16 protein-coding genes are annotated in these 20,672 nt (G+C 38.6%); 14 read left to right on the forward strand and 2 right to left on the reverse strand.

What is annotated here, in order from left to right; genetic code table 11:
- Positions 1-456 precede the first annotated feature (456 nt).
- Positions 457-1,401 carry a DNA-deoxyinosine glycosylase gene (locus ACFSR0_RS01820; RefSeq protein ID WP_379979317.1) on the reverse strand — a complete coding sequence of 315 codons (945 nt, stop codon included), beginning with the start codon at positions 1,399-1,401 and terminating at the stop codon, positions 457-459.
- A gap of 135 nt (positions 1,402-1,536) precedes the next feature.
- On the opposite strand from ACFSR0_RS01820, the gene ACFSR0_RS01825 reads away from it, so the two are divergent.
- From ACFSR0_RS01825 to cls, 3 genes are all read left to right on the forward strand, one after another.
- Positions 1,537-2,589, forward strand: coding sequence for a DUF7278 family profilin-like fold-containing protein (locus ACFSR0_RS01825; RefSeq protein WP_379979319.1), 1,053 nt, complete (start codon positions 1,537-1,539; stop codon positions 2,587-2,589).
- 272 nt (positions 2,590-2,861) lie between these two features.
- Positions 2,862-5,504, forward strand: coding sequence for an alanine--tRNA ligase (alaS, locus tag ACFSR0_RS01830; protein WP_379979321.1), 2,643 nt, complete (start codon positions 2,862-2,864; stop codon positions 5,502-5,504).
- Positions 5,505-5,762: 258 nt separating this feature from the next.
- Positions 5,763-7,229 (forward strand): cardiolipin synthase, encoded by a 1,467-nt coding sequence (gene cls / locus ACFSR0_RS01835; protein WP_379979323.1) that lies wholly within the window; start codon positions 5,763-5,765, stop codon positions 7,227-7,229.
- On the opposite strand, the gene ACFSR0_RS01840 is transcribed toward cls, so the two are convergent.
- A complete protein-coding gene (locus ACFSR0_RS01840; RefSeq protein ID WP_379979325.1) occupies positions 7,224-7,628 on the reverse strand; it encodes a ribonuclease HI family protein in 405 nt (134 codons plus the stop codon). The genes cls and ACFSR0_RS01840 overlap by 6 nt on opposite strands.
- 74 nt (positions 7,629-7,702) lie before the next feature.
- On the opposite strand from ACFSR0_RS01840, the gene ACFSR0_RS01845 reads away from it, so the two are divergent.
- From ACFSR0_RS01845 to carB, 11 genes are all read left to right on the forward strand, one after another.
- A complete protein-coding gene (locus tag ACFSR0_RS01845) occupies positions 7,703-8,098 on the forward strand; it encodes an EbsA family protein (protein ID WP_379979327.1) in 396 nt (131 codons plus the stop codon).
- A gap of 115 nt (positions 8,099-8,213) precedes the next feature.
- Complete coding sequence (locus tag ACFSR0_RS01850; RefSeq protein ID WP_379979329.1) at positions 8,214-9,887, forward strand: formate--tetrahydrofolate ligase; 1,674 nt, start codon at positions 8,214-8,216, stop codon at positions 9,885-9,887.
- A 143-nt stretch (positions 9,888-10,030) separates the two neighbouring features.
- Positions 10,031-10,720, forward strand: a complete 690-nt coding sequence (locus ACFSR0_RS01855) for a CBS domain-containing protein (protein WP_379979331.1) — start codon at positions 10,031-10,033, stop codon at positions 10,718-10,720.
- A 16-nt stretch (positions 10,721-10,736) separates the two neighbouring features.
- Positions 10,737-11,207 carry a signal peptidase II gene (gene lspA / locus ACFSR0_RS01860; RefSeq protein ID WP_379979333.1) on the forward strand — a complete coding sequence of 157 codons (471 nt, stop codon included), beginning with the start codon at positions 10,737-10,739 and terminating at the stop codon, positions 11,205-11,207.
- On the forward strand, positions 11,197-12,105 hold the full coding sequence (locus ACFSR0_RS01865) for an RluA family pseudouridine synthase (RefSeq protein WP_379979335.1): 909 nt from the start codon (positions 11,197-11,199) through the stop codon (positions 12,103-12,105). The genes lspA and ACFSR0_RS01865 overlap by 11 nt, the downstream gene beginning before the upstream one ends.
- Before the next feature lie 235 nt (positions 12,106-12,340).
- Complete coding sequence (gene pyrR, locus ACFSR0_RS01870) at positions 12,341-12,883, forward strand: bifunctional pyr operon transcriptional regulator/uracil phosphoribosyltransferase PyrR (protein ID WP_379979337.1); 543 nt, start codon at positions 12,341-12,343, stop codon at positions 12,881-12,883.
- Positions 12,876-14,174, forward strand: coding sequence for a solute carrier family 23 protein (locus ACFSR0_RS01875; protein ID WP_379979339.1), 1,299 nt, complete (start codon positions 12,876-12,878; stop codon positions 14,172-14,174). Before pyrR ends, ACFSR0_RS01875 begins: the two co-directional genes overlap by 8 nt.
- Positions 14,175-14,184: 10 nt before the next feature.
- Positions 14,185-15,117 carry an aspartate carbamoyltransferase catalytic subunit gene (locus tag ACFSR0_RS01880; protein WP_379979341.1) on the forward strand — a complete coding sequence of 311 codons (933 nt, stop codon included), beginning with the start codon at positions 14,185-14,187 and terminating at the stop codon, positions 15,115-15,117.
- Between the two features lie 9 nt (positions 15,118-15,126).
- Positions 15,127-16,413: a dihydroorotase gene (locus ACFSR0_RS01885; protein WP_379979343.1), complete on the forward strand. Its 1,287-nt coding sequence runs from the start codon at positions 15,127-15,129 to the stop codon at positions 16,411-16,413.
- Complete coding sequence (locus ACFSR0_RS01890; RefSeq protein ID WP_379979345.1) at positions 16,410-17,516, forward strand: carbamoyl phosphate synthase small subunit; 1,107 nt, start codon at positions 16,410-16,412, stop codon at positions 17,514-17,516. Before ACFSR0_RS01885 ends, ACFSR0_RS01890 begins: the two co-directional genes overlap by 4 nt.
- Positions 17,491-20,670 (forward strand): carbamoyl-phosphate synthase large subunit, encoded by a 3,180-nt coding sequence (gene carB, locus ACFSR0_RS01895; RefSeq protein ID WP_379979347.1) that lies wholly within the window; start codon positions 17,491-17,493, stop codon positions 20,668-20,670. Before ACFSR0_RS01890 ends, carB begins: the two co-directional genes overlap by 26 nt.
- Positions 20,671-20,672 lie beyond the last annotated feature (2 nt).

Here is a 20,672-nt window from a genome sequence, read left to right on the forward strand (position 1 = left end):
GAATTTCAGGTTGCCCGCAATGGCTTTTTAATATATCTTAAGCGATTTGCGGGACTATGCACTTTTGCGCTGCAACCGTGTGTACTTTTATTCTGCCATAAACAGTTTTCTATCTTTCTATGAACTCGCTCTTCAAACGTGTTTCTAAACCCATAACAAACGCTATGTCCAGTTATCGCATTCAAATAATGATTTTAAGTTTGACAGTTAAAAAACAAAAATGTTCAATAAACGTTGACATACTAACGTTTATTGAACTGTTTCTTATTGAGAAAACTGCGTACTTTTTTCAATCGTTTTTACTATCTTTTTTATTTTTTGGTGATAGTAAGTGATAGTCCGTATTGAATCCCGCTGACACATGCAGTTTATCTGTTAGTTTTGTGTGAGTATTCATTTATTGATCAAGGAAAAGGGAGAGATGTCAGTCATGAAATGTGTGAGATGGTTTCCTGCTTATAGAAGATGGAGGGATTTTGTGACTTGTTGGCAAAGAATACCATCTTCAATATATGGAAGTCCATTGGTAGAGTAGCCCATTTTTTGATAAAAGGGGAGTGCCGTTGTTTCAGCTGAGAGGACACTCTTTGAAAATCCCTGAAATTGAGCATAAAGTTCGTAGATTTTTAATAAATCTGTCCCTATTTTTTTCATTCGATAGGCTTTTTTTACACAAAAACGGTCGGGTTGAATAATCTGGTTTGAAAGCATTTGGTAGCGAATGGTGGCAACCGGTTCATTTTCCAATGTGCAAACCAAAAAATAGTCTGTGTCTGGTTGTTGATCTCTTAAATCAAATTCATCTGCTTCATTCACTTGTTGTTCTTCAACAAAGACCTCTTTTCGGAGCTGATAAACCTTGCGTTTTAGGTCTGATGAATGACCAAAATAGACGAGATAGTTGTCTAGTGGGCCATGATTTATTTGTTCATGGATTTTATAAGCTAGAAACCATTGTTTTTGACGAAAAATAGTCTGTGCATTATTGGCTCCGCTAGTTGAAGGACAAACCAACAGAAGTTTGTCTTGCAAAATCAATTGTTTTGATATTTCAGAAGCTGCCTTTTTACCATTAATTATGAATAGGGAAAGGTGTTTATTTATCGTGAATTGCTTTAAATCATTGTACTCGGTCTTAGTGAAAGCATTGTCAGAACTTCCAATCCGGTTGAAGCTACGGTATACATCCCACAGACCTAACTTTTTAGCTAATAATTGTTGGCATCTGTCGGCATAGGGCATCGGGAAAGGTACTTGATAAAAAGCAGAAAATAGTGGCCAAAAACGATTTCCGGTGTGACCATAATATTCTCGCTTTTTTAAGGAGGTTGTACTAGGTGCACTACCTAAAATGAGTGTTCGAGTACTTGGTGAGACAATTGGTTGAAAGCTATTTTCCATCTCGTTGGCTCCTAATCTTCAGTAATTTTTAAAAGGAAAAAAGAGGCAGGTAGGACCAAATAGTGATTTACTTTTTCTCTTTTTCCTGTAACAATACAATTATAGTACAAATGTATTCAATGATGGGGTGAACGTATGAATTTTTATGATGTACTTGATTGGAGTATCTGGAAAACACTCGCAAAAGAAGTAAAGGTACAGGTAATTAGTCAATTATTAATGTATTTTGTTAGTCCTTTAAAAAAAGTTTCTCATGTACGTTACAAGGAGTTCGCACTTGACGGAATAAAATGCCAAACATTTGAATTTCAAATTGATGGCGAGTGGTTTGTTTTTATTCCTGGAAATGCAGATACCATTCTCGGATGGGATGCTGGCATTAGTGGAATACCAATCACGGCTTGGCATGATAAGTTAGAGAACGAAACGAAGCAAGTGAAAAAAATAATCCAAAATTATCAATTAAAAACAAAAGATGATTGGTCAACGTTCATTAATGAATCGACAAGCCCTTTAAGAAAAAAAGATATGCCAGCAATGTTTGTTCAGAAATATTCTCAACCGATTGGGACTAGTTACATTGGCTATTTTGATCTCATAACTGGGGAATTTAATGGGAAAAATGCAGCATTCCAATCCATTGAGAAGGAATTTCAAGCCGCATTTTCAGCACCCAAGACTTTCGAGGAAAGTTTAACATGGCAGCAACCAAAGACATTGTATGAAAAAAATAAATTCTATGCAGCATTAAATCAAACAAAAGAGGTTTATGAGATTTATACGCATCAGCTTTGTAGTTTTCACGAACTAAAAGAACAGCTCAATAGCCAAGTATACGAACTACTCGATGAAGATCAGTGGGAATACGTTGTGGGGGCTGGAAGTCGGAAATTATTCCGCTGGGGAAGTATGGTAAGTTGTGATACTCCTGTTCAAAAAGAGTTTGTTGAACAGATGATTGCTCACGAAAATATGTTTGGCCTTTTATTTTCATCCCAGAATAATGGCTGGGAGTTAACAGATTCACTCAACTTAAAAGGAGAAAAGTGGGAAAGAACGGGTCTGTCCTTATTGGATTTACTTCCGCAGGCTAGCTATTACCGATCAAGACACAGCTTTGACCGGGATGAACAGTTGTCACCACTGGACTACGTTTATCGAAAGGCAATTATCATTCGTTCAGAGTAATTGACAATTCTGCTTATTTTCGCTATACTTCACAAGGTAGCAAAAGGATATGGCTTATTGACGACAAGAGAGTTCTTCAATGGTGAAAGAGAACAAAAAATAAGTTGCTCCCTTTTTAAAGTTCAATGGAAACATTGACGTTACTCTGCGTTAAAGAGTGTTTAGAGAGGTAATGATTGGAACATCATTGCAAACAAGGTGGTACCGCGTATGAACGTCCTTGTCTGCAAGGGTGTTTTTTATTTTTTTATAAATTGAAAGTGGGGAAAATGATGAAACAACTAACAAGTGCACAAGTAAGACAGCTTTTTCTAGATTTTTTTCGTTCAAAAGGACATACCGTTGAGCCAAGTGCATCGCTTATACCAGTAAATGACCCAACTTTATTGTGGATCAATTCTGGTGTTGCAACATTAAAAAAATATTTTGATGGAAGTGTTGTCCCTGAAAATCCAAGAATCACAAATGCACAGAAATCAATCCGAACCAATGATATTGAAAATGTTGGTAAAACCGCACGTCATCACACGATGTTTGAAATGCTTGGGAATTTTTCAATTGGCGATTATTTCAAAGAAGAAGCGATACATTGGGCTTGGGAATTTTTAACTTCGCCTGAATGGTTGGCATTTGAAGCCGAAAAATTGTATGTGACTGTCTATCCAAAAGACTCAGAGGCGAAACGAATTTGGTCTGAAGAAATTGGCCTTTCGCCGGAGCATATCGTTGAGGTAGAAGATAATTTTTGGGATATTGGTGCAGGTCCAAGTGGTCCAGATAGTGAAATATTCTATGACCGTGGTCCCGCATATCTTGACATAGCCGAAGATGATCCAGAAAATTATCCTGGTGGGGAAAATGAACGCTATTTAGAAATTTGGAACCTTGTCTTCTCAGAATTTAATCATAAACCTGATGACACTTACGAACCTTTACCACATAAAAATATTGATACTGGGATGGGGCTTGAAAGAGTGGTTTCTATTATCCAGGACGCCCCTACTAACTTTGAAACAGATTTGTTTTTACCAATCATCCACAAAGTAGAAGAATTGAGCCAAAGCATTCATTATGGGGATAGTTTGCAGACAGATATCTCCTTTAAAGTGATTGCTGACCATATCCGTGCGTTGTCATTTGCAATTGGAGATGGAGCCCTTCCTTCAAATGAAGGTCGAGGCTATGTCCTACGTCGCCTTCTTCGACGAGCAGTCATGCACGGACAAAAACTGGGTATTCAACAAGCGTTTTTATACAAATTGGTTCCAGTTGTTGGTCATATCATGGAAAGTTATTACCCTGAGGTTCTTCAGCAACAAGTCTTTATTGAAAAAGTGGTTCGGAATGAAGAAGAACGATTCCACGAAACGATTAATGAAGGCTTAGCTATTTTAAATGAAGTCATTGAACAAGTGAAAACTGAACAGGGCTCGACGCTCAAAGGAAAAGATATTTTCAAACTTTATGATACGTATGGCTTTCCAGTTGAATTAACAGAGGAAGTCGCCGAAGATGCTGGTTTGAAAGTAGATCATGCCGGTTTTGAAATAGAAATGCAAGCTCAACGTGACCGCGCAAGAGCAGGTCGTTCAAAGGAACTATCCATGGGCGTACAATCAAACCTTTTGACCGATATTAAAGTAGAAAGTCATTATGTTGGTTATTCCAATCTTGAAGTAAAATCAGAACTGCTATTGATTATTAACGAGGATGAATTAGTAAGCAAAATTACAGAAGGCTCCGCCCAATTAATTTTTGCAGAAACGCCTTTTTATGCGGAAATGGGTGGACAAGTTGCGGATAATGGTATCATCGTCAATAGTGAAGGAATGATTGTGGCCGAAGTAACCGATGTTAAGAAAGCACCAAACGGACAATTTCTTCATACAGTTACTGTAAAAGGTCCTCTTTCAGAAGGTACTGACTATTTCTTGCAAGTCGATTTAGGGAAACATAACAAAACCATTAAAAATCATACTGCTACCCATATGCTGCACAAAGCTTTAAAAGAGGTATTAGGTTCACATGCCAACCAAGCTGGCTCATTGGTAGCGCCAGAACATTTACGGTTTGACTTCACTCATTTTGGACAAGTGACGACAGAAGAACTCATCAAAATGGAGCAAATTGTCAACGAAAAGATTTGGGAAGCCTTACCAGTTGTCACGATTGAAACCGATATTGACTCAGCAAAAGCTATGGGCGCTATGGCCTTATTTGGAGAAAAGTATGGTCATGATGTTCGCGTCGTGAATATCTCCGATTGGTCAATTGAACTTTGTGGAGGAAACCATGTCAAAAACACCGAAGATATTGGTTTGTTTAAAATCGTTTCCGAGTCAGGAATTGGGGCTGGTGTACGTCGGATTGAAGCAGTAACCAGTAAGGAAGCTTATCTGATGTTCCGTGATCAAGAAGAAAAACTGCAACAAGTCGCTGCCTTGGTAAAATCACCACAAATCAAAGAAACCGTGAACAAAGTGGATCAAATGCAACAACAAATGAAAGAAATTCAAAAAGAAAATGATCTGCTCGCTACTAAGTTAGCCAATCAACAAGCTAGTACGATTTTTACAAATATTCAAGAATGCAATGGCATTAGCTATATCGCTGCACAAGTTCATGTGAAAGATATGAATCAATTACGTCAATTGGCTGATCAATGGAAACAAAAGACCATTTCTGATATTTTGGTATTGGCAACTGCTGCTGATCAAAAAGTCAATTTATTAGTTGCGATGAATGACAAAGCAATTGAAAAAGGATTCAAAGCAGGTGATTTGATTCGCGCCATCGCACCGAAAGTCAGTGGTAATGGCGGTGGTCGACCTGATATGGCACAAGCAGGTGGCAAAAATCCAGCCGGTATTCCTGAAGCCTTAGAAGCTGTTAAGTCATGGCTCATGGCGAACTAACGAAATTGTAAGAATAAAAAAAGGGTTGTTATAGAAGAATAGAATAAGGAAATACCCGAATAATTAATATTATCAAGGCTTGATTGTTTCTTTTTACGGAGAAAATCTAAACTGTAGCGTTCTTTTTGATAAGTTGATTTCCGGTTTTCCTTATTTGTTCTCTTCTGTCACAATCTCTTTTTTATGTTATAATTTCTGTAATGTTTTGGCTTGCTTTTGGGGGTAACTAATTTTTTTAGTTACGATAGGAGGAGTAGAATGGTAATAAAGATGAATATGAGTTTGTTATACAATGTCATTATTGCATTAATCATGCTGAATACGATTGGGGCTTTTGTGACCGTTTTTCGTCGACCGCGCTCAATTGCGAGTGTTTTCGCATGGATGATGACGTTAGTTTTTTTCCCAGTTTTTGGGTTTATTTTGTATATCTTTTGTGGGCGTGGGATTGATGGAGAAGCAATGTATCGCTTTAAAGATACCCATCGAAAACGGATTCGCGAAATTAATCAATTGATAAAAGAGAACAACCGTCATTATCATCAGACCGTTAAAACCGTCGAATCTCAGTTGTTAAATAATTATTTCAACAATGTGGAAGAGTCTCCTTTAACCAAGGGGAACAAAGTCGACTTTTTTATTGATGGGAAAGAGAAATTTGAAGCACTTTTTAAGGATATCAGAGCGGCTAAGGAAACAGTTCATGTAGAGTATTACGCATTTTTTGATGACCACATTGGCAATCAGTTTTTAAATTTATTGATTGAAAAAGCCGAAGAAGGCGTGGAAGTTCGCTTAGTATTTGATCCTTGGGGTGGAAAGACAACAATCAAATTTTTTGCTCCATTGGTTCAAGCTGGTGGCAAAGTACTGCCTTTTATTACTTCGCGAAATATTATCCGTAAAACAAGACTAAATTACCATTTACATCGTAAAATTGTTGTGGTTGATGGCAAGATTGGTTGGACTGGTGGTTTTAATGTAGGCGATCAATACCTAGGTGGAAGTAAAAAATTTGGATATTGGCGCGATACTCATGCAAGAATTGTTGGAACTGCTTCATTCAGCTTACAAGAAATATTCATCAAAGACTGGAATGCCTCCGTTAAGAGAGATTCCCAAATGATGGAATATGATGCGCGCTACTTTACAATACCAACAAAAGAAGAATCAGGCGATGTGACAATGCAGATTGTTGCAGATGGACCTGATACGGAAGAACAAATCCTTAAAGGTGGCTTTATAAAGATGTTATTAGGTGCCGAAAAGAGAGTTTGGATTCAAACCCCTTATCTCATACCTGATGATTCGATGATTGCGGCACTTGTGATAGCTGTCCGTTCTGGAATTGATGTTCGGATTATGATTCCATGCATGCCAGATCATCCGTTTATTTACCGTGCAACCCAGCATTATGCAAATTATCTTCAAAAAAGGGGCGTAAAAATTTATATTTATAATAATGGATTCATTCACGCTAAAACGTTAATCATGGATGAGACAATTTCAAGTTTTGGCACCACTAATCAGGATATTAGAAGTTATGCCTTAAACTTTGAAGTCAGTGCGTTTGCATACAATCAAGAAGTGAATTGTGCATTGGCAACCATTTTTGAAAATGATATGAAGCATTCTGTCGAGTTGACGCGAGAAATGATTCGCAATCAATCACGATGGTTACGTTTCAAACAAAATTTTTCCAGATTGCTTTCGCCGATTTTATAGGTTTAATGCTTTTTTTAGTCCCTGTCTGGCCAAATTGTCCGCACCCTTGTTGTTTGCCTCTGGAATCCATTTTAAGAATAAAAGAGGAAAAAATGCTAATTTTGTTATAATCTCATCAACGATAAAGAGAAAATCAGGGTTTTTTGTAAATCTTTTGGCAATCGTTTGTTCTACCAATTTGCTATCTGTATAGATGGTTATGAATTGTTCGTTTAAATTGTTTTCAAGTAAATAGTCTAATAAAGACAATAAGACAGCAAATTCTGCTTGATGATTGGTAAAGAGTTGCGGCAGCGCGAATGATTTTTGAACATATGTATCGTTGCCTGTAATCATAAATCCTCCGCCACTTGGACCAGGATTCCCCTTGGTTGAAGCATCGATATGTATTTTTAACATTGAATAATCACCTTTTTCTTTTTTGTATGTCTATAATCTATAAAAAAGCATTGTTTGCTTAAGGAGTTTTATGCATGTCATCTCAAAAAAAATTTCATTGGCAACCTGAAACAGCTACTAGTCTCATTTTCTGGTCGTTTGCCTTTTTTCTATTCTTCTTTAGTTTGGTAATGGCTTTGGAAAATACTAGACCCTACCCAGCTAGTATCGGATTGACCATCTTTTCACTTCTTTTTATGTGTATTGGTTGGAACAGAAAAATTATACTTGAAAAGAATCATTTAAGAATTATCTATGCTCGGTTTTGGAAAAAGAAAGACTTGCCTTTAACTAGCATTGTGACCATTCAACAAGTCAGCAATCATGTATCGATTCGTTTAGAAAACGAAGCATTTTTATGTAAAATGTCGAAAAAAACAAGAACTCGTTTTTTCGAGGAATGGGAAAAAATTGAAAACGGTAGGTCTTAATTTTAAGATTCTACTGTTTTTTTGATGAAAAAAAAATAATATTTGCTATAATAGTCCTATATTAACGATTTAATTTTTTTAGAAATACAATAATGTTCGTATAATGGAGGAACGTATGAAAACAGATATCGAAATTTCCCAAGCAGCCACAATGTTGCCAATTACACAAATCGCAGAAAAAGTTGGCCTAGATCAGGAATCAATCGAATTGTATGGAAAGTACAAAGCGAAAGTGACATATGAAACAATCAAAGAGAAAGAACATGAAAAACTAGGAAAACTCGTTTTAGTCACTTCAATTAATCCTACACCAGCAGGGGAAGGAAAATCAACAATTAGTATTGGTTTGGCAGATGCATTGAATCGTATTGGGAAAAAGACTATTTTGGCCTTACGTGAACCCTCATTAGGTCCTGTTATGGGAGTCAAAGGTGGCGCGACTGGTGGTGGCTATGCACAAGTTGTTCCGATGGAGGATATCAACTTGCATTTTACTGGCGATATGCATGCCATTACAACAGCAAATAATGCGCTCTCAGCATTGATTGATAACCATATACAACAGGGGAATGTGCAACAGATTGATACGCGGCGGGTTATCTGGAAACGAGTTGTTGATTTGAATGATCGTTCACTTAGAAAAGTTGTCGTTGGTTTAGGGGGACCTATGCAAGGAGTCCCAAGAGAAGATGGCTTTGATATCACTGTAGCAAGTGAAATTATGGCGATTCTTTGTTTAGCTGATTCCATTCATGACTTAAAAAAACGATTGGGAAAAATAGTCATTGGTTATTCTTTTGATAAAGAACCAATTACGGTTGAAGATTTACAGGTTGAAGGGGCTTTGGCATTGCTCTTGAAGGATGCATTGAAACCCAACCTAGTACAAACGTTAGAAGGAACACCTGCATTTGTGCATGGAGGACCATTTGCAAACATTGCACACGGGTGTAATAGTGTGATGGCCTCCAAACTAGCCTTACAATTAGGCGATTTTGTTGTAACGGAAGCGGGATTTGGAGCTGATTTAGGCGCTGAAAAATTTTTGGATATTAAGGTCCCTGTATTAGGAAAAGCCCCTGATGCAATCGTCGTTGTAGCTACTATTCGAGCGCTAAAGATGCATGGCGGGTTAGCAAAAACAGACTTAGGACAAGAAAACGTCGAAAGTTTAAAAAATGGCTATGCTAATTTACAAAGACATATCAAAAATATGCAACAATATGGCATTCCAGTGGTCGTTGCGATTAATGAATTTATTACTGATACGGAAGCAGAATTTTCCGCACTAACTGAATTATGTAAAAAAGATCAGGTTGAGGTGAAACGTTGTGCGGTCTGGGCTAGAGGTGGTGCTGGCGGAGAAGAACTAGCCAGAACAGTGATTGAAACAATTGCCAGTCAAGAAGAAACAGATTACCGAAAACTTTATCATTCTGACGATACGATTGAAAACAAGACCAATGCGATTGTTCAAAAAATCTATGGTGGCAATCAAGCTCAATTTAGTCCAAAGGCAAAGAAGCAAATTCAATTATTTCAACAGCTGGGCTGGAGTAACTTGCCGATTTGTATGGCGAAAACGCAATATTCATTTTCGGATGATCCATCTAAGTTAGGAGCGCCACTAGATTTTGATGTTACAATCAGGGAATTTGTGCCCAAACTTGGGGCTGGCTTTTTAGTTGCGTTAACCGGGGATGTTATGACTATGCCTGGCTTACCAAAAAAACCAGCAGCTTTAAATATGGATGTCACTGACGATGGGCAAGCAGTAGGTTTGTTTTAGATTTTTTAGGAAACTAGGATCAATTTCTTGTTCTTTTTAAGAAACTGATCTTAGTTTTTTTCTTCCTCATCGAAAATCGCTTGCTAGGAATTGAAAATAAGGTATACTTAATTAGTTCATTCGTATGGAAGGGGTAATTGTTCATGGCTGAGCGAGCAAAAATTTTCATTAGCACGTTTAATCGCATTGAGAAATGGATGCAAATCCAACTAAAAAGTGAGACAACCATGGGCTTTAGTCAGATGGTTCGAAAGCTTGCAAGAAATTCAGACTTACCAATAAAAAAATTTGAAGATGATCTTTTGCAACTTTCACAATTAAGAAATGCTATTATCCATGATCAAATTGGCGAAGATTTCGTTATCGCTGAACCAAATGAATGGGTAATCTCACGAATTCAGAAGATTGAAAAAGAACTATTCGAACCTGAAAAAGTATTGCCACGCTTTTCAAAGAAAGTAACTGGTTTTACGATTGATATGCCTTTAGAGGAATTGTTGAGTATTGTGGCCAAAAAGAGATATTCACAATTTCCTTTATACCGAAATGGAGAATTCAAAGGCTTGCTAACTTTAAGAATGTTAGGGTTTTGGTTTGCAAAACATTACCCTATTGCACCAAATGTTGGAAAAGAGTTGACTGCGAGTGCGCTACTTGAAGATGATAGGAAAACAACAAATTATCAGTTTGTAGCAGCTGATACAACGATTGACTATGTCCAAGAGCAGTTTGCAAAACATGCAACGTTGGAGGCTATTTTAATTACGGAAAGTGGGGAACCCAATGGCAGTTTAGTTGGGATTATTCGTCCACGGGATTTGGTAGAACAATAGAAATGGATGGGATTAAATGATTGTTTTATATTTTATTTTGAGCCTTTTGCTTGTTGGCTTGGATCAATGGGTAAAATTGGAAATTGTTTCAGCAATACCCCTAGGAGAATCACATGTCGTGGTTCCTAATTTGTTGTCATTGACGTATTTACAAAATACCGGAGCAGCTTGGAGTATTTTTGAAGGAAAAATTGGTTTCTTTGCGATTATTACTGTTGTGGCAGTTGCGGCAATCTTGTTTCTGATGATGAAAAATCGTCAGGGACATTTCTTGCTATTGGTCGGCTTTTCCTTCATTCTTGCAGGAGCCATAGGTAATTTTATTGATCGCGTGCGATTGGGCTACGTTGTAGATATGTTCCAATTGGATTTTATTCAGTTTCCAATTTTTAATGTCGCGGATATGTCTTTGTGCTTCGGTGTTTTATGTCTATTTATCTACACCATTTTTGAGGAACGTTTGAAAGGATCTAAACATGCAAAATGAAATAAAAATCATGATAGAAGATGAAAACGGGCGTATTGATAAACAATTGTCGGAAAAATTAGTAGATTATAGTCGTTCACAAATTCAAATGTGGCTAAAGAAAAATTATGTCCAAGTCAATGGTGAAATTGTGAAGGCTAATTATAAAGTGCAAAAGGGGGATGTTGTACTCATTCATATTCCTGAACCAGAAACCCTAGCTCTTTTGCCAGAGAATCTCCCCTTAGAAATTGTTTACGAAGATCAAGACGTAGCCGTCATTAATAAACCCCAAGGAATGGTTGTACATCCTTCTGCGGGTCATCCTAAAGGCACACTAGTCAATGCGTTGCTTTTCCATTTAGATCATCTTTCATCGATCAATGGAGTTATTCGACCGGGAATTGTTCACCGGATTGACAAAGATACTTCCGGTTTGCTGATGATTGCTAAGAATGATCAAGCACATGAATCTCTTGCGAAACAACTCAAAGAGAAAACATCTTTGAGAAAATATATTGCACTTGTACATGGGGTCATCCCACATGAAAAAGGGGTGATTCGAGCACCTATCGGTCGATCAACAGTTGACCGCAAGATGCAAGCAGTTGTCGATACAGGAAAAGATGCTGTTACTCATTTTCAAGTTTTGACCCGTTATGATGGGTATACTTTGATCGAATTGCAATTGGAGACAGGGAGAACCCATCAAATTCGCGTACACATGCAATATATTGGCTATCCCTTAGTAGGTGATCCCGTTTATGGTCCTAAAAAGACCTTGAAGGGCCATGGACAGTTTCTCCATGCGAAATTATTAGGGTTTACTCATCCGAAGACAGGTGAGAAGATGGTATTTGAAGCTCCGTTGCCAGAAATTTTCAAAAACACATTAGAAAAGTTACCGAAAAATGATTGATTTTTTCTCCAATTAACGGTATAGTTGAAAAAAATAAATAGTAATCCTTTAAGTATAGTCCTGTGAGGCTAAAAAGGTTGTGAATAGTAAATAGCTAGGCATGCGTGCATAGCCCTGTTTACTAAGAAGTTCGTTTTATTTCTGCTAGAGAAAAACGAAAGCACTACATGGATATTCACTCCTGCCTTACACAAGGCAGGAGTTTTTTTATTAATTTTGAGGAGGAAACGAAGAAATGGTCAAAAAAGAAGTCATTGATGCCGTTACGATGAAACGTGCACTGACAAGAATCACGTATGAAATTATTGAACGCAATAAGGGAATTGAAGACCTAGTCTTGATTGGCATCAAAACACGCGGCATTTACATTGCCCAACGTATTGCGCAACGATTAAAACAGCTTGAGAATGTTGAAGTTCCTGTTGGAGAGTTAGACATAACTGGCTACCGGGATGATCAGAAAAATGCGACACCCTCTGCGCTGCTTTCAAATATTCCAGTTGCGCTTGAAGGAAAAGAAGTGATCTTGCTCGATGATGTTTTGTATACAGGTCGAACAATTCGTGCGGCACTGGATGCGGTGATGGACTATGGTCGTCCAAGAAGAATTTCTTTGGCCGTTTTAGTAGATCGAGGACACCGAGAGTTGCCCATTCGTGCCGATTTTGTCGGAAAAAATATTCCTACTTCTAAAAATGAAGAAATCATTGTTGAGATGGAGGAACTAGATGGAAATGATCGGATTTTAATTAATCAAGTGGAGGAAGACAATGAGTAAACAAAAAGAATTTCGGAATGCTGATGCAGTCCTAGACATCCATGATAAGCCATCACCAACCCATTGGTTAGGTCTTAGTTTGCAACATTTGTTTACCATGTTCGGTGCAACCGTATTGGTTCCAATTCTAGTTGGTATTAATCCTGGTATTGCGTTGGTAAGTTCAGGGTTAGGTACGCTTGTTTATTTAACCGTAACGCACGGCAAGATTCCTGCCTATTTAGGAAGTAGCTTTGCATTTATTGCTGCAATGCAACTTTTGATGAAGACAGACGGCTATCCAGCAATTGCACAAGGAGCGATCACGACAGGTCTTGTTTACGTTTTGGTATCCGTTATTATTCGTAAGATTGGTTCTGCTTGGTTAGATAAATTGTTGCCAGCAATTGTTGTGGGACCAGTTGTAATGGTTATCGGGCTTGGCTTAGCAGCAAATGCAGCTAGCAATGCCATGTATCGTACGGTTGATAACAATCAAATTTATGACTTCAAATATGTATTTGTAGCTCTGGCTACCTTGGCAATCACCATTTTTTTCAATATGTATCTCAAAGGATTTTTAGGTCTTATTCCGATTTTACTGGGGATTATTAGTGGGTATTTATTAGCGTTGGTTGTGGGAATTGTGGACGTGCAACCAATTATTGATGCAAATTGGTTTGCTCTTCCCGATTTTCAAATTCCCTTTATCAAATATCAACCAAAATTGTATCTTGGCGCAGTTACCACAATGGCCCCGATTGCCTTTGTTACAATGACGGAACACATTGGACATTTGATGGTTTTAAATAAATTAACGAAACGCAACTTTTTCGATGACCCGGGTTTAAATCAAACGCTTTTGGGAGATGGACTTGCTCAAATCGTTGCTGGATTTGTGGGTGGTCCGCCAGTAACTAGTTACGGTGAAAATATCGGTGTGTTAGCAATCACTAGAGTTCACAGTGTTTTTGTTATCGGTGGTGCCGCGGTTTTAGCTGTTTGCTTAGGCTTTGTTGGGAAATTGACTGCGTTAATCTTAAGTATTCCAAATCCAGTTATCTCTGGCATTAGTTTTGTGTTGTTTGGAGTCATTGCCGCCAGTGGATTAAAAATATTGATTGAGAATCATGTTGATTTTGATAAAAAGAAAAACCTTTTAATCGCTTCTGTTATCCTCGTAGTGGGAATTGGTGGTCTAGTTTTCCAAGTTGGAACCTTTACACTTTCTTCAATGGCTTTAGCAACCGTACTTGGTATTGTTTTAAATCTTATTTTGCCAGAACAAGCAAGAAGTGAAGAGAAGGAATAATTTTTGAGAGGTGAAAAACGTGAATGATCGAGTGATATTGAAACATTTTGTCAGTGTAGAACGTCTTTCCAATCAAGAAGTGATGAAATTGATTCGAAGATCGGAGGCTTTCAAAAGAGGAGTTTCTTGGCAACCAGAAAAAGCACAATTTTTTGCAGCAAACCTCTTTTTTGAAAATAGCACACGTACGCACACAAGTTTTGAAACAGCTGAACGCAAATTGGGACTTGAGGTCCTTTCTTTTGACACCTCCTCTAGTTCTGTTCAAAAAGGAGAGACGCTGTACGACACCATTTTAACTCTCTCAGCATTGGGAACGGATGTCTGTGTGATTCGCCACTCTGAAGAATCTTTTTATCAACCATTAATTGATAGTAAGACTATCAAGACTCATATTATTAATGGTGGAGATGGAAGTGGGCAGCATCCAAGTCAATGTTTACTCGATTTAATGACCATCTATGAAGAATTTGGCAATTTTGATTCTTTAAAAGTTGCGATTGTAGGAGACATCATTCATTCACGTGTTGCCAAATCAAATATGCAAATGTTGCGAAGACTAGGGGCGGAAGTTTATTTTTCAGGACCAGAAGAGTGGTTTTCTAAGGAATTCCTTGCATATGGTACCTATATGCCAATTGACGAGGTTGTGCAAACAGTTGATGTCATAATGATGTTAAGGGTTCAACATGAACGTCATCACGACGGAAAGCAATTATTTTCAAAAGAGACCTATCATCAAAAATATGGCTTAACGAAAGAGCGAGCCAATTTGATGAAAGAGTCTGCAATTATTATGCATCCAGCACCAGTGAATCGAGACGTGGAATTAGCAAGTGAACTTGTAGAAGCGAAGCAATCACGGATTGTCACCCAAATGACGAATGGTGTCTACGCAAGAATGGCTATCTTAGAAGCAGTACTGACAGACTTCATTTTATAGGAGGAACTTATGAGAACACTACTAAAACAAGCAAAAATGTTTATTGCTACCGGAGAGTTGGCAATCAGAGATATTTGGATTGAAGACGGGCGAATTCATGCGATTGGCGAAAATTTTGCTGAAGAAAGTTTTGACGAGATTTATGCTTTAGATGGAAAATTTACTTCACCAGGTTTGGTGGATGTACATGTCCATTTCCGAGAACCTGGTTTCACTTATAAAGAAACGATTGCAACGGGCTCTATGGCAGCTGCTCGTGGAGGATTTACGACGGTTTGTGCCATGCCTAATGTAAATCCAGTACCAGAAAACAAAGAAAATTTTCAAAAAATTCAGGAAATTATTGCGAAAGATGCGAAAGTCAATGTATTACAATATGCTTCAATTACAAAGGGATTACGCAGTGAGGAACTTGTTGATTTTTCTTCATTAAAAGAGAGTGGCGCATTTGCGTTTACGAATGATGGGGTGGGCGTACAGACAGCCGGCACCATGTATTTAGCAATGAAAGAAGCTGCAAAAATTCAGATGCCTATTGTCGCTCATACAGAGGATGAATCGTTATTATTTGGCGGAGTCATGCATGAAGGAAAACGCTCAAAAGAACTCGGATTACCCGGTATTTTAAGTGTAACAGAGTCGTCGCAAATTGCGAGAGACTTACTTTTAGCCGAAGCGACAGGCGTTCATTATCATGTTTGCCATGTATCAACAAAAGAAAGCGTCCGAGTTATAAGAGATGCAAAAGCAGCCGGAATTCATGTGACTTGTGAAGTATGCCCGCATCATCTGCGATTGATTGACGAAGATATTCCAACAGACTTCGGTTTTTGGAAAATGAACCCGCCGTTAAGGAGTTCAGAAGATCAGCAAGCATTGATTGAAGGTCTGCTAGATGGGACGATTGATTGTATCTCTACTGATCACGCTCCTCATGGCTTAGAGGAAAAATCGCAAAGTTTTTTAAATGCACCGTTTGGAATTGTCGGATCGGAATACGCCTTTCAATTAATGTATAGCCAGTTCGTACGACCCGGTATTTTTACATTAAAACAGGTAATCGACTGGATGACCAAAAAACCGGCGGACATTTTTGGCATTGAGGCAGGGTATATTGAAATTGGCCGACCTGCTGATATTGCAGTATTTGATCTCGATCAGGATTATCAAGTTGACGCAACAAAATTTGAATCAATGGGGGTCAACACGCCATTTGACGGCTGGACTTTAGCAGGGGATACGTTATATACCTTTGTAAATGGGAAGCTTGTTTGGCAAAAGGGGGAACAAGAATGAAGCGGTGGTTAATTTTAGAAGATGGCACATATTTTGAAGGGGAAGGATTTGGTGCACCAACCAATGTCTTTGGTGAGGTGGTTTTCACGACAAGTATGACTGGCTATCAAGAAACGATAACTGATCAAAGTTTTAATGGTCAAATCATCACCTTTACGTATCCAATGATTGGTAATTATGGAATTAATCGCGATGATTATGAGTCGATTGTTCCTACGTGCAAAGGGGTCGTTGTGAAAGAATACGCGCGCATTCCTAGCAATTGGCGCTCGCAAATGACGCTGGATACGTTTTTAAAAAACAAAGGAATTCCTGGAATCGCTGGGATTGATACTCGGGCGTTAACCAAAAAAATTCGTGAAGTAGGTACAATGAAAGCCAGCATAGTGGATATTGGTGACGAATTTGCTCACGCGTATGATCAATTAAAAGCAGCCGTTCTTCCAACGAATCAAGTGCAACAAGTATCAACGAGTAAAGCCTATCCAAGTCCAGGAACAGGGCACAATGTTGTCATTGTTGACTTTGGATTAAAACATAGCATTATGCGAGAATTCTCGAAACGCTCCTGTAATTTAACTGTTTTGCCGTATTCAGCTACTGCGGAAGAAATTTTGGCATTGGCACCAGATGGCGTCATGTTGACAAATGGTCCTGGTGATCCCAAGAGTTTACCCGAAGCTGTCAAAATGATTCAAGGAATTCAAGGGAAAATTCCTATATTTGGTATTTGTTTAGGCCATCAGCTATTCGCTCTAGCCAATGGTGCAGATACATATAAAATGAAGTTTGGCCATCGCGGGTTGAATCATCCCGTTCGAGAGATCGCGACAGGAAAAATCGATTTTACTTCTCAAAATCATGGCTTTGCAGTTTCTGCAGAATCCATTGATCAAGAAGTATTAATGATAACACATGTCGAAGTGAATGACGGAACGATTGAAGGTATTCGCCATCGCAAGTTTCCGGCATTTAGTGTCCAATTTCATCCGGATGCAGCCCCTGGTCCGCATGATGCCGTTCACTTGTTTGATGAGTTTATTGAATTAATGGAAGCATGGAAGGAGCAAAAAGAACGTGCCAAAACGAACAGATATTTCTAAAATCATGGTTATTGGATCGGGTCCAATCGTTATTGGACAAGCAGCAGAATTTGATTATGCTGGGACTCAAGCATGCTTAGCATTAAAAGAGGAAGGTTACGAAGTCATTTTGGTCAATTCCAATCCTGCCACCATTATGACTGATCGCGAAATTGCAGACCGCGTTTACATTGAACCCATTACGTATGAATTTGTTTCACGCATATTACGTAAAGAGATGCCGGATGCAATTTTACCTACATTGGGTGGTCAGACAGGGCTAAATATGGCGATGGAATTATCGAAAGCTGGAATATTAGCAGAATTAGATATTGAGTTATTAGGTACGAAGTTAAGCGCGATTGATCAAGCCGAAGACCGCGATTTATTTAAAAAATTAATGGAAGAATTAGAGCAACCAATCCCTGAATCTGACATTATTAATACCGTGGAACAAGCCGTTACTTTCGCCAAAACGATTGGCTATCCTGTGATTGTTCGCCCCGCTTTTACGCTAGGTGGGACAGGGGGAGGAATGTGCGCAAATGAAGAAGAATTGCGCCATATTGCTGAAAATGGTCTGAAAATGTCCCCAGTTACGCAATGCCTCATTGAACGGAGCATTGCTGGGTTTAAAGAAATAGAATATGAAGTGATGCGAGATTCTGCGGATAATGCCATTGTTGTTTGTAACATGGAAAATTTTGATCCAGTCGGGATTCACACTGGAGACTCAATTGTTTTCGCTCCAAGTCAAACACTATCAGACTATGAGTATCAAATGCTTCGCGATGCATCATTAACAATTATTCGTGCATTAAAAATTGAAGGTGGTTGCAATGTACAGCTAGCATTGGACCCAGAAAGTTTCCAATACTATGTGATAGAAGTGAATCCGCGTGTCTCTCGCTCATCCGCATTAGCAAGTAAAGCGACTGGCTATCCAATTGCGAAATTGGCAGCAAAAATTGCCGTTGGTTTGACACTAGATGAAATGAAAAACCCGGTGACTGAAACCACATATGCCGAATTTGAACCAGCTTTGGATTATGTGGTGGCTAAAATTCCAAGATGGCCTTTTGATAAGTTTGAACACGGGGAGCGCCTTTTGGGAACGCAAATGAAGGCAACTGGTGAAGTCATGGCGATTGGTCGAAACATCGAAGAGTCATTGCTTAAGGCAATTCGATCGCTAGAAATCGGGACACACCATATCGAATTAAATGAATTAACGGAAGTCCCCGACAGTGAATTAACCAATAAAATTGTCAAAGCCCAAGATGATCGACTGTTTTATTTAGCAGAAGCGCTGCGTAGAGGCTACACCATTCAAGAATTAGAGGAAATGACTAAAATTAATCTCTTTTTCTTAGATAAGCTGTTACACATTATTGAAATTGAACAATTACTTTTAGAAAATCCTTTTGATGCAGTTACCTTGAAACATGCCAAGCAGAATGGATTCACCGACAAAAAAATTGCGGAACTTTGGCAAACTTCAAGAGAAAAAATCAGACAGTTTCGAAAAGAACAAGCCATTTTACCTGTTTATAAAATGGTGGATACTTGTGCAGGGGAATTTGCTTCGGAAACACCCTATTTTTATAGCACCTATGAATGGGAAAACGAGAGCATTGTCTCAGACAAACCTTCTGTGTTAGTTTTAGGTTCTGGTCCTATTCGAATTGGTCAAGGGGTGGAATTTGATTACGCAACTGTACACTCAGTGAAAGCCATTCAAGCTGCAGGCTATGAGGCAGTAATCATGAATAGTAATCCGGAAACAGTTTCAACGGATTTTTCCATCTCTGATAAGTTGTATTTTGAACCATTAACCATTGAAGACGTGTTAAATGTTATTGAGTTGGAGCAACCGCTAGGCGTAATTGTTCAATTTGGTGGGCAAACAGCGATTAACTTGGCGGAACCTTTAGTCAAAGCAGGGGTAACTATTTTAGGAACGACCATTGAAGATTTAGATCGAGCTGAAAATCGTGATTTATTTGAACATGCTTTGCAAGAATTAAAGATTCCTCAGCCAGAAGGGGATACAGCGACAAATAAAGAAGATGCTGTGGCTATTGCTAAAAGAATTGGCTTTCCAGTGTTGGTTCGTCCCAGCTACGTCTTAGGAGGACGAGCAATGGAAATCGTTGAAAATGAAGATGATTTACGCGATTATATGGAGAATGCCGTGAAAGCTTCGCCAGAACATCCAGTGTTAGTCGATCGTTATTTAGTAGGAAAAGAATGTGAAGTGGATGCCATTTGTGATGGGGAAACTGTACTTATCCCAGGTATCATGGAACATATCGAGAGAGCTGGGGTCCATTCAGGCGATTCCATGGCTGTCTATCCGCCGCAAACACTATCGAAAAAAATCAAACAAACCATTGTTGATTATACACGGAAGTTAGCACTAGGCTTAAATTGCATCGGTATGATGAATATTCAATTCGTGATACACGATGAAACGGTCTACGTCATCGAGGTTAATCCTAGGGCGAGTCGGACAGTTCCGTTTTTGAGTAAAGTCACAGGTATTCCAATGGCACAAGTTGCGACAAAAGCAATTTTAGGCGAGTCCTTAAAAAGTCTAGGATACCAGGACGGTTTGTATCCAGAATCTCATTTAGTCCATGTGAAAGCACCTGTTTTTTCTTTCACAAAATTATTAAAAGTAGATACTTACTTAGGGCCTGAGATGAAGTCGACAGGCGAAGTAATGGGATCGGATGCAACACTCGAAAAGGCTTTGTATAAAGCATTTGAAGCATCTGGCTTACATATTCCAGAGTATGGATCGGTTTTATTTACCATTGCGGATGAGTCAAAAGAAGAAGCAGCTGAATTGGCAAAACGATTCTCTGACATCGGTTTTAGTCTACGAGCTACAAAAGGAACAGCCAATTATTTTAAAAATTTGGGATTACGAGTCCAAGAAATTGGCAAACTTGATGAAGAAGGCGAGACAGTAATTGATATTATTCAAAAAGGAATGATTCAAGTCGCCATCAATACGACAGACAAGAACCGCAATCAAGATTCCGAAGATGGCTTTTTGATTCGTCGGTACGCAGTTGAACATGGTGTGCCACTATTTACATCATTGGATACGGCAGATGCGATTTTAAAAGTGATGGAGTCAAGAGCTTTTGCTACTAATTCCATTTAGCT

Origin of the sequence: Enterococcus camelliae, assembly GCF_042685105.1 — a bacterium.
Taxonomy (GTDB): domain Bacteria; phylum Bacillota; class Bacilli; order Lactobacillales; family Enterococcaceae; genus Enterococcus_G; species Enterococcus_G camelliae.

What these genes read in the sequence shown, in the direction of transcription:
- alaS (WP_379979321.1), top strand. Translation starts at nt 2,862, where the DNA reads ATGAAACAACTAACAAGTGCACAAGTAAGACAGCTTTTTCTAGATTTT.
- ACFSR0_RS01890 (WP_379979345.1), top strand. Translation starts at nt 16,410, where the DNA reads ATGAAGCGGTGGTTAATTTTAGAAGATGGCACATATTTTGAAGGGGAA.
- ACFSR0_RS01875 (WP_379979339.1), top strand. Translation starts at nt 12,876, where the DNA reads ATGAGTAAACAAAAAGAATTTCGGAATGCTGATGCAGTCCTAGACATC.
- ACFSR0_RS01865 (WP_379979335.1), top strand. Translation starts at nt 11,197, where the DNA reads ATGCAAAATGAAATAAAAATCATGATAGAAGATGAAAACGGGCGTATT.
- ACFSR0_RS01850 (WP_379979329.1), top strand. Translation starts at nt 8,214, where the DNA reads ATGAAAACAGATATCGAAATTTCCCAAGCAGCCACAATGTTGCCAATT.
- ACFSR0_RS01845 (WP_379979327.1), top strand. Translation starts at nt 7,703, where the DNA reads ATGTCATCTCAAAAAAAATTTCATTGGCAACCTGAAACAGCTACTAGT.
- ACFSR0_RS01855 (WP_379979331.1), top strand. Translation starts at nt 10,031, where the DNA reads ATGGCTGAGCGAGCAAAAATTTTCATTAGCACGTTTAATCGCATTGAG.
- ACFSR0_RS01885 (WP_379979343.1), top strand. Translation starts at nt 15,127, where the DNA reads ATGAGAACACTACTAAAACAAGCAAAAATGTTTATTGCTACCGGAGAG.
- lspA (WP_379979333.1), top strand. Translation starts at nt 10,737, where the DNA reads ATGATTGTTTTATATTTTATTTTGAGCCTTTTGCTTGTTGGCTTGGAT.
- ACFSR0_RS01840 (WP_379979325.1), bottom strand. Translation starts at nt 7,628, where the DNA reads ATGTTAAAAATACATATCGATGCTTCAACCAAGGGGAATCCTGGTCCA.
- ACFSR0_RS01820 (WP_379979317.1), bottom strand. Translation starts at nt 1,401, where the DNA reads ATGGAAAATAGCTTTCAACCAATTGTCTCACCAAGTACTCGAACACTC.
- cls (WP_379979323.1), top strand. Translation starts at nt 5,763, where the DNA reads ATGGTAATAAAGATGAATATGAGTTTGTTATACAATGTCATTATTGCA.
- ACFSR0_RS01825 (WP_379979319.1), top strand. Translation starts at nt 1,537, where the DNA reads ATGAATTTTTATGATGTACTTGATTGGAGTATCTGGAAAACACTCGCA.
- pyrR (WP_379979337.1), top strand. Translation starts at nt 12,341, where the DNA reads ATGGTCAAAAAAGAAGTCATTGATGCCGTTACGATGAAACGTGCACTG.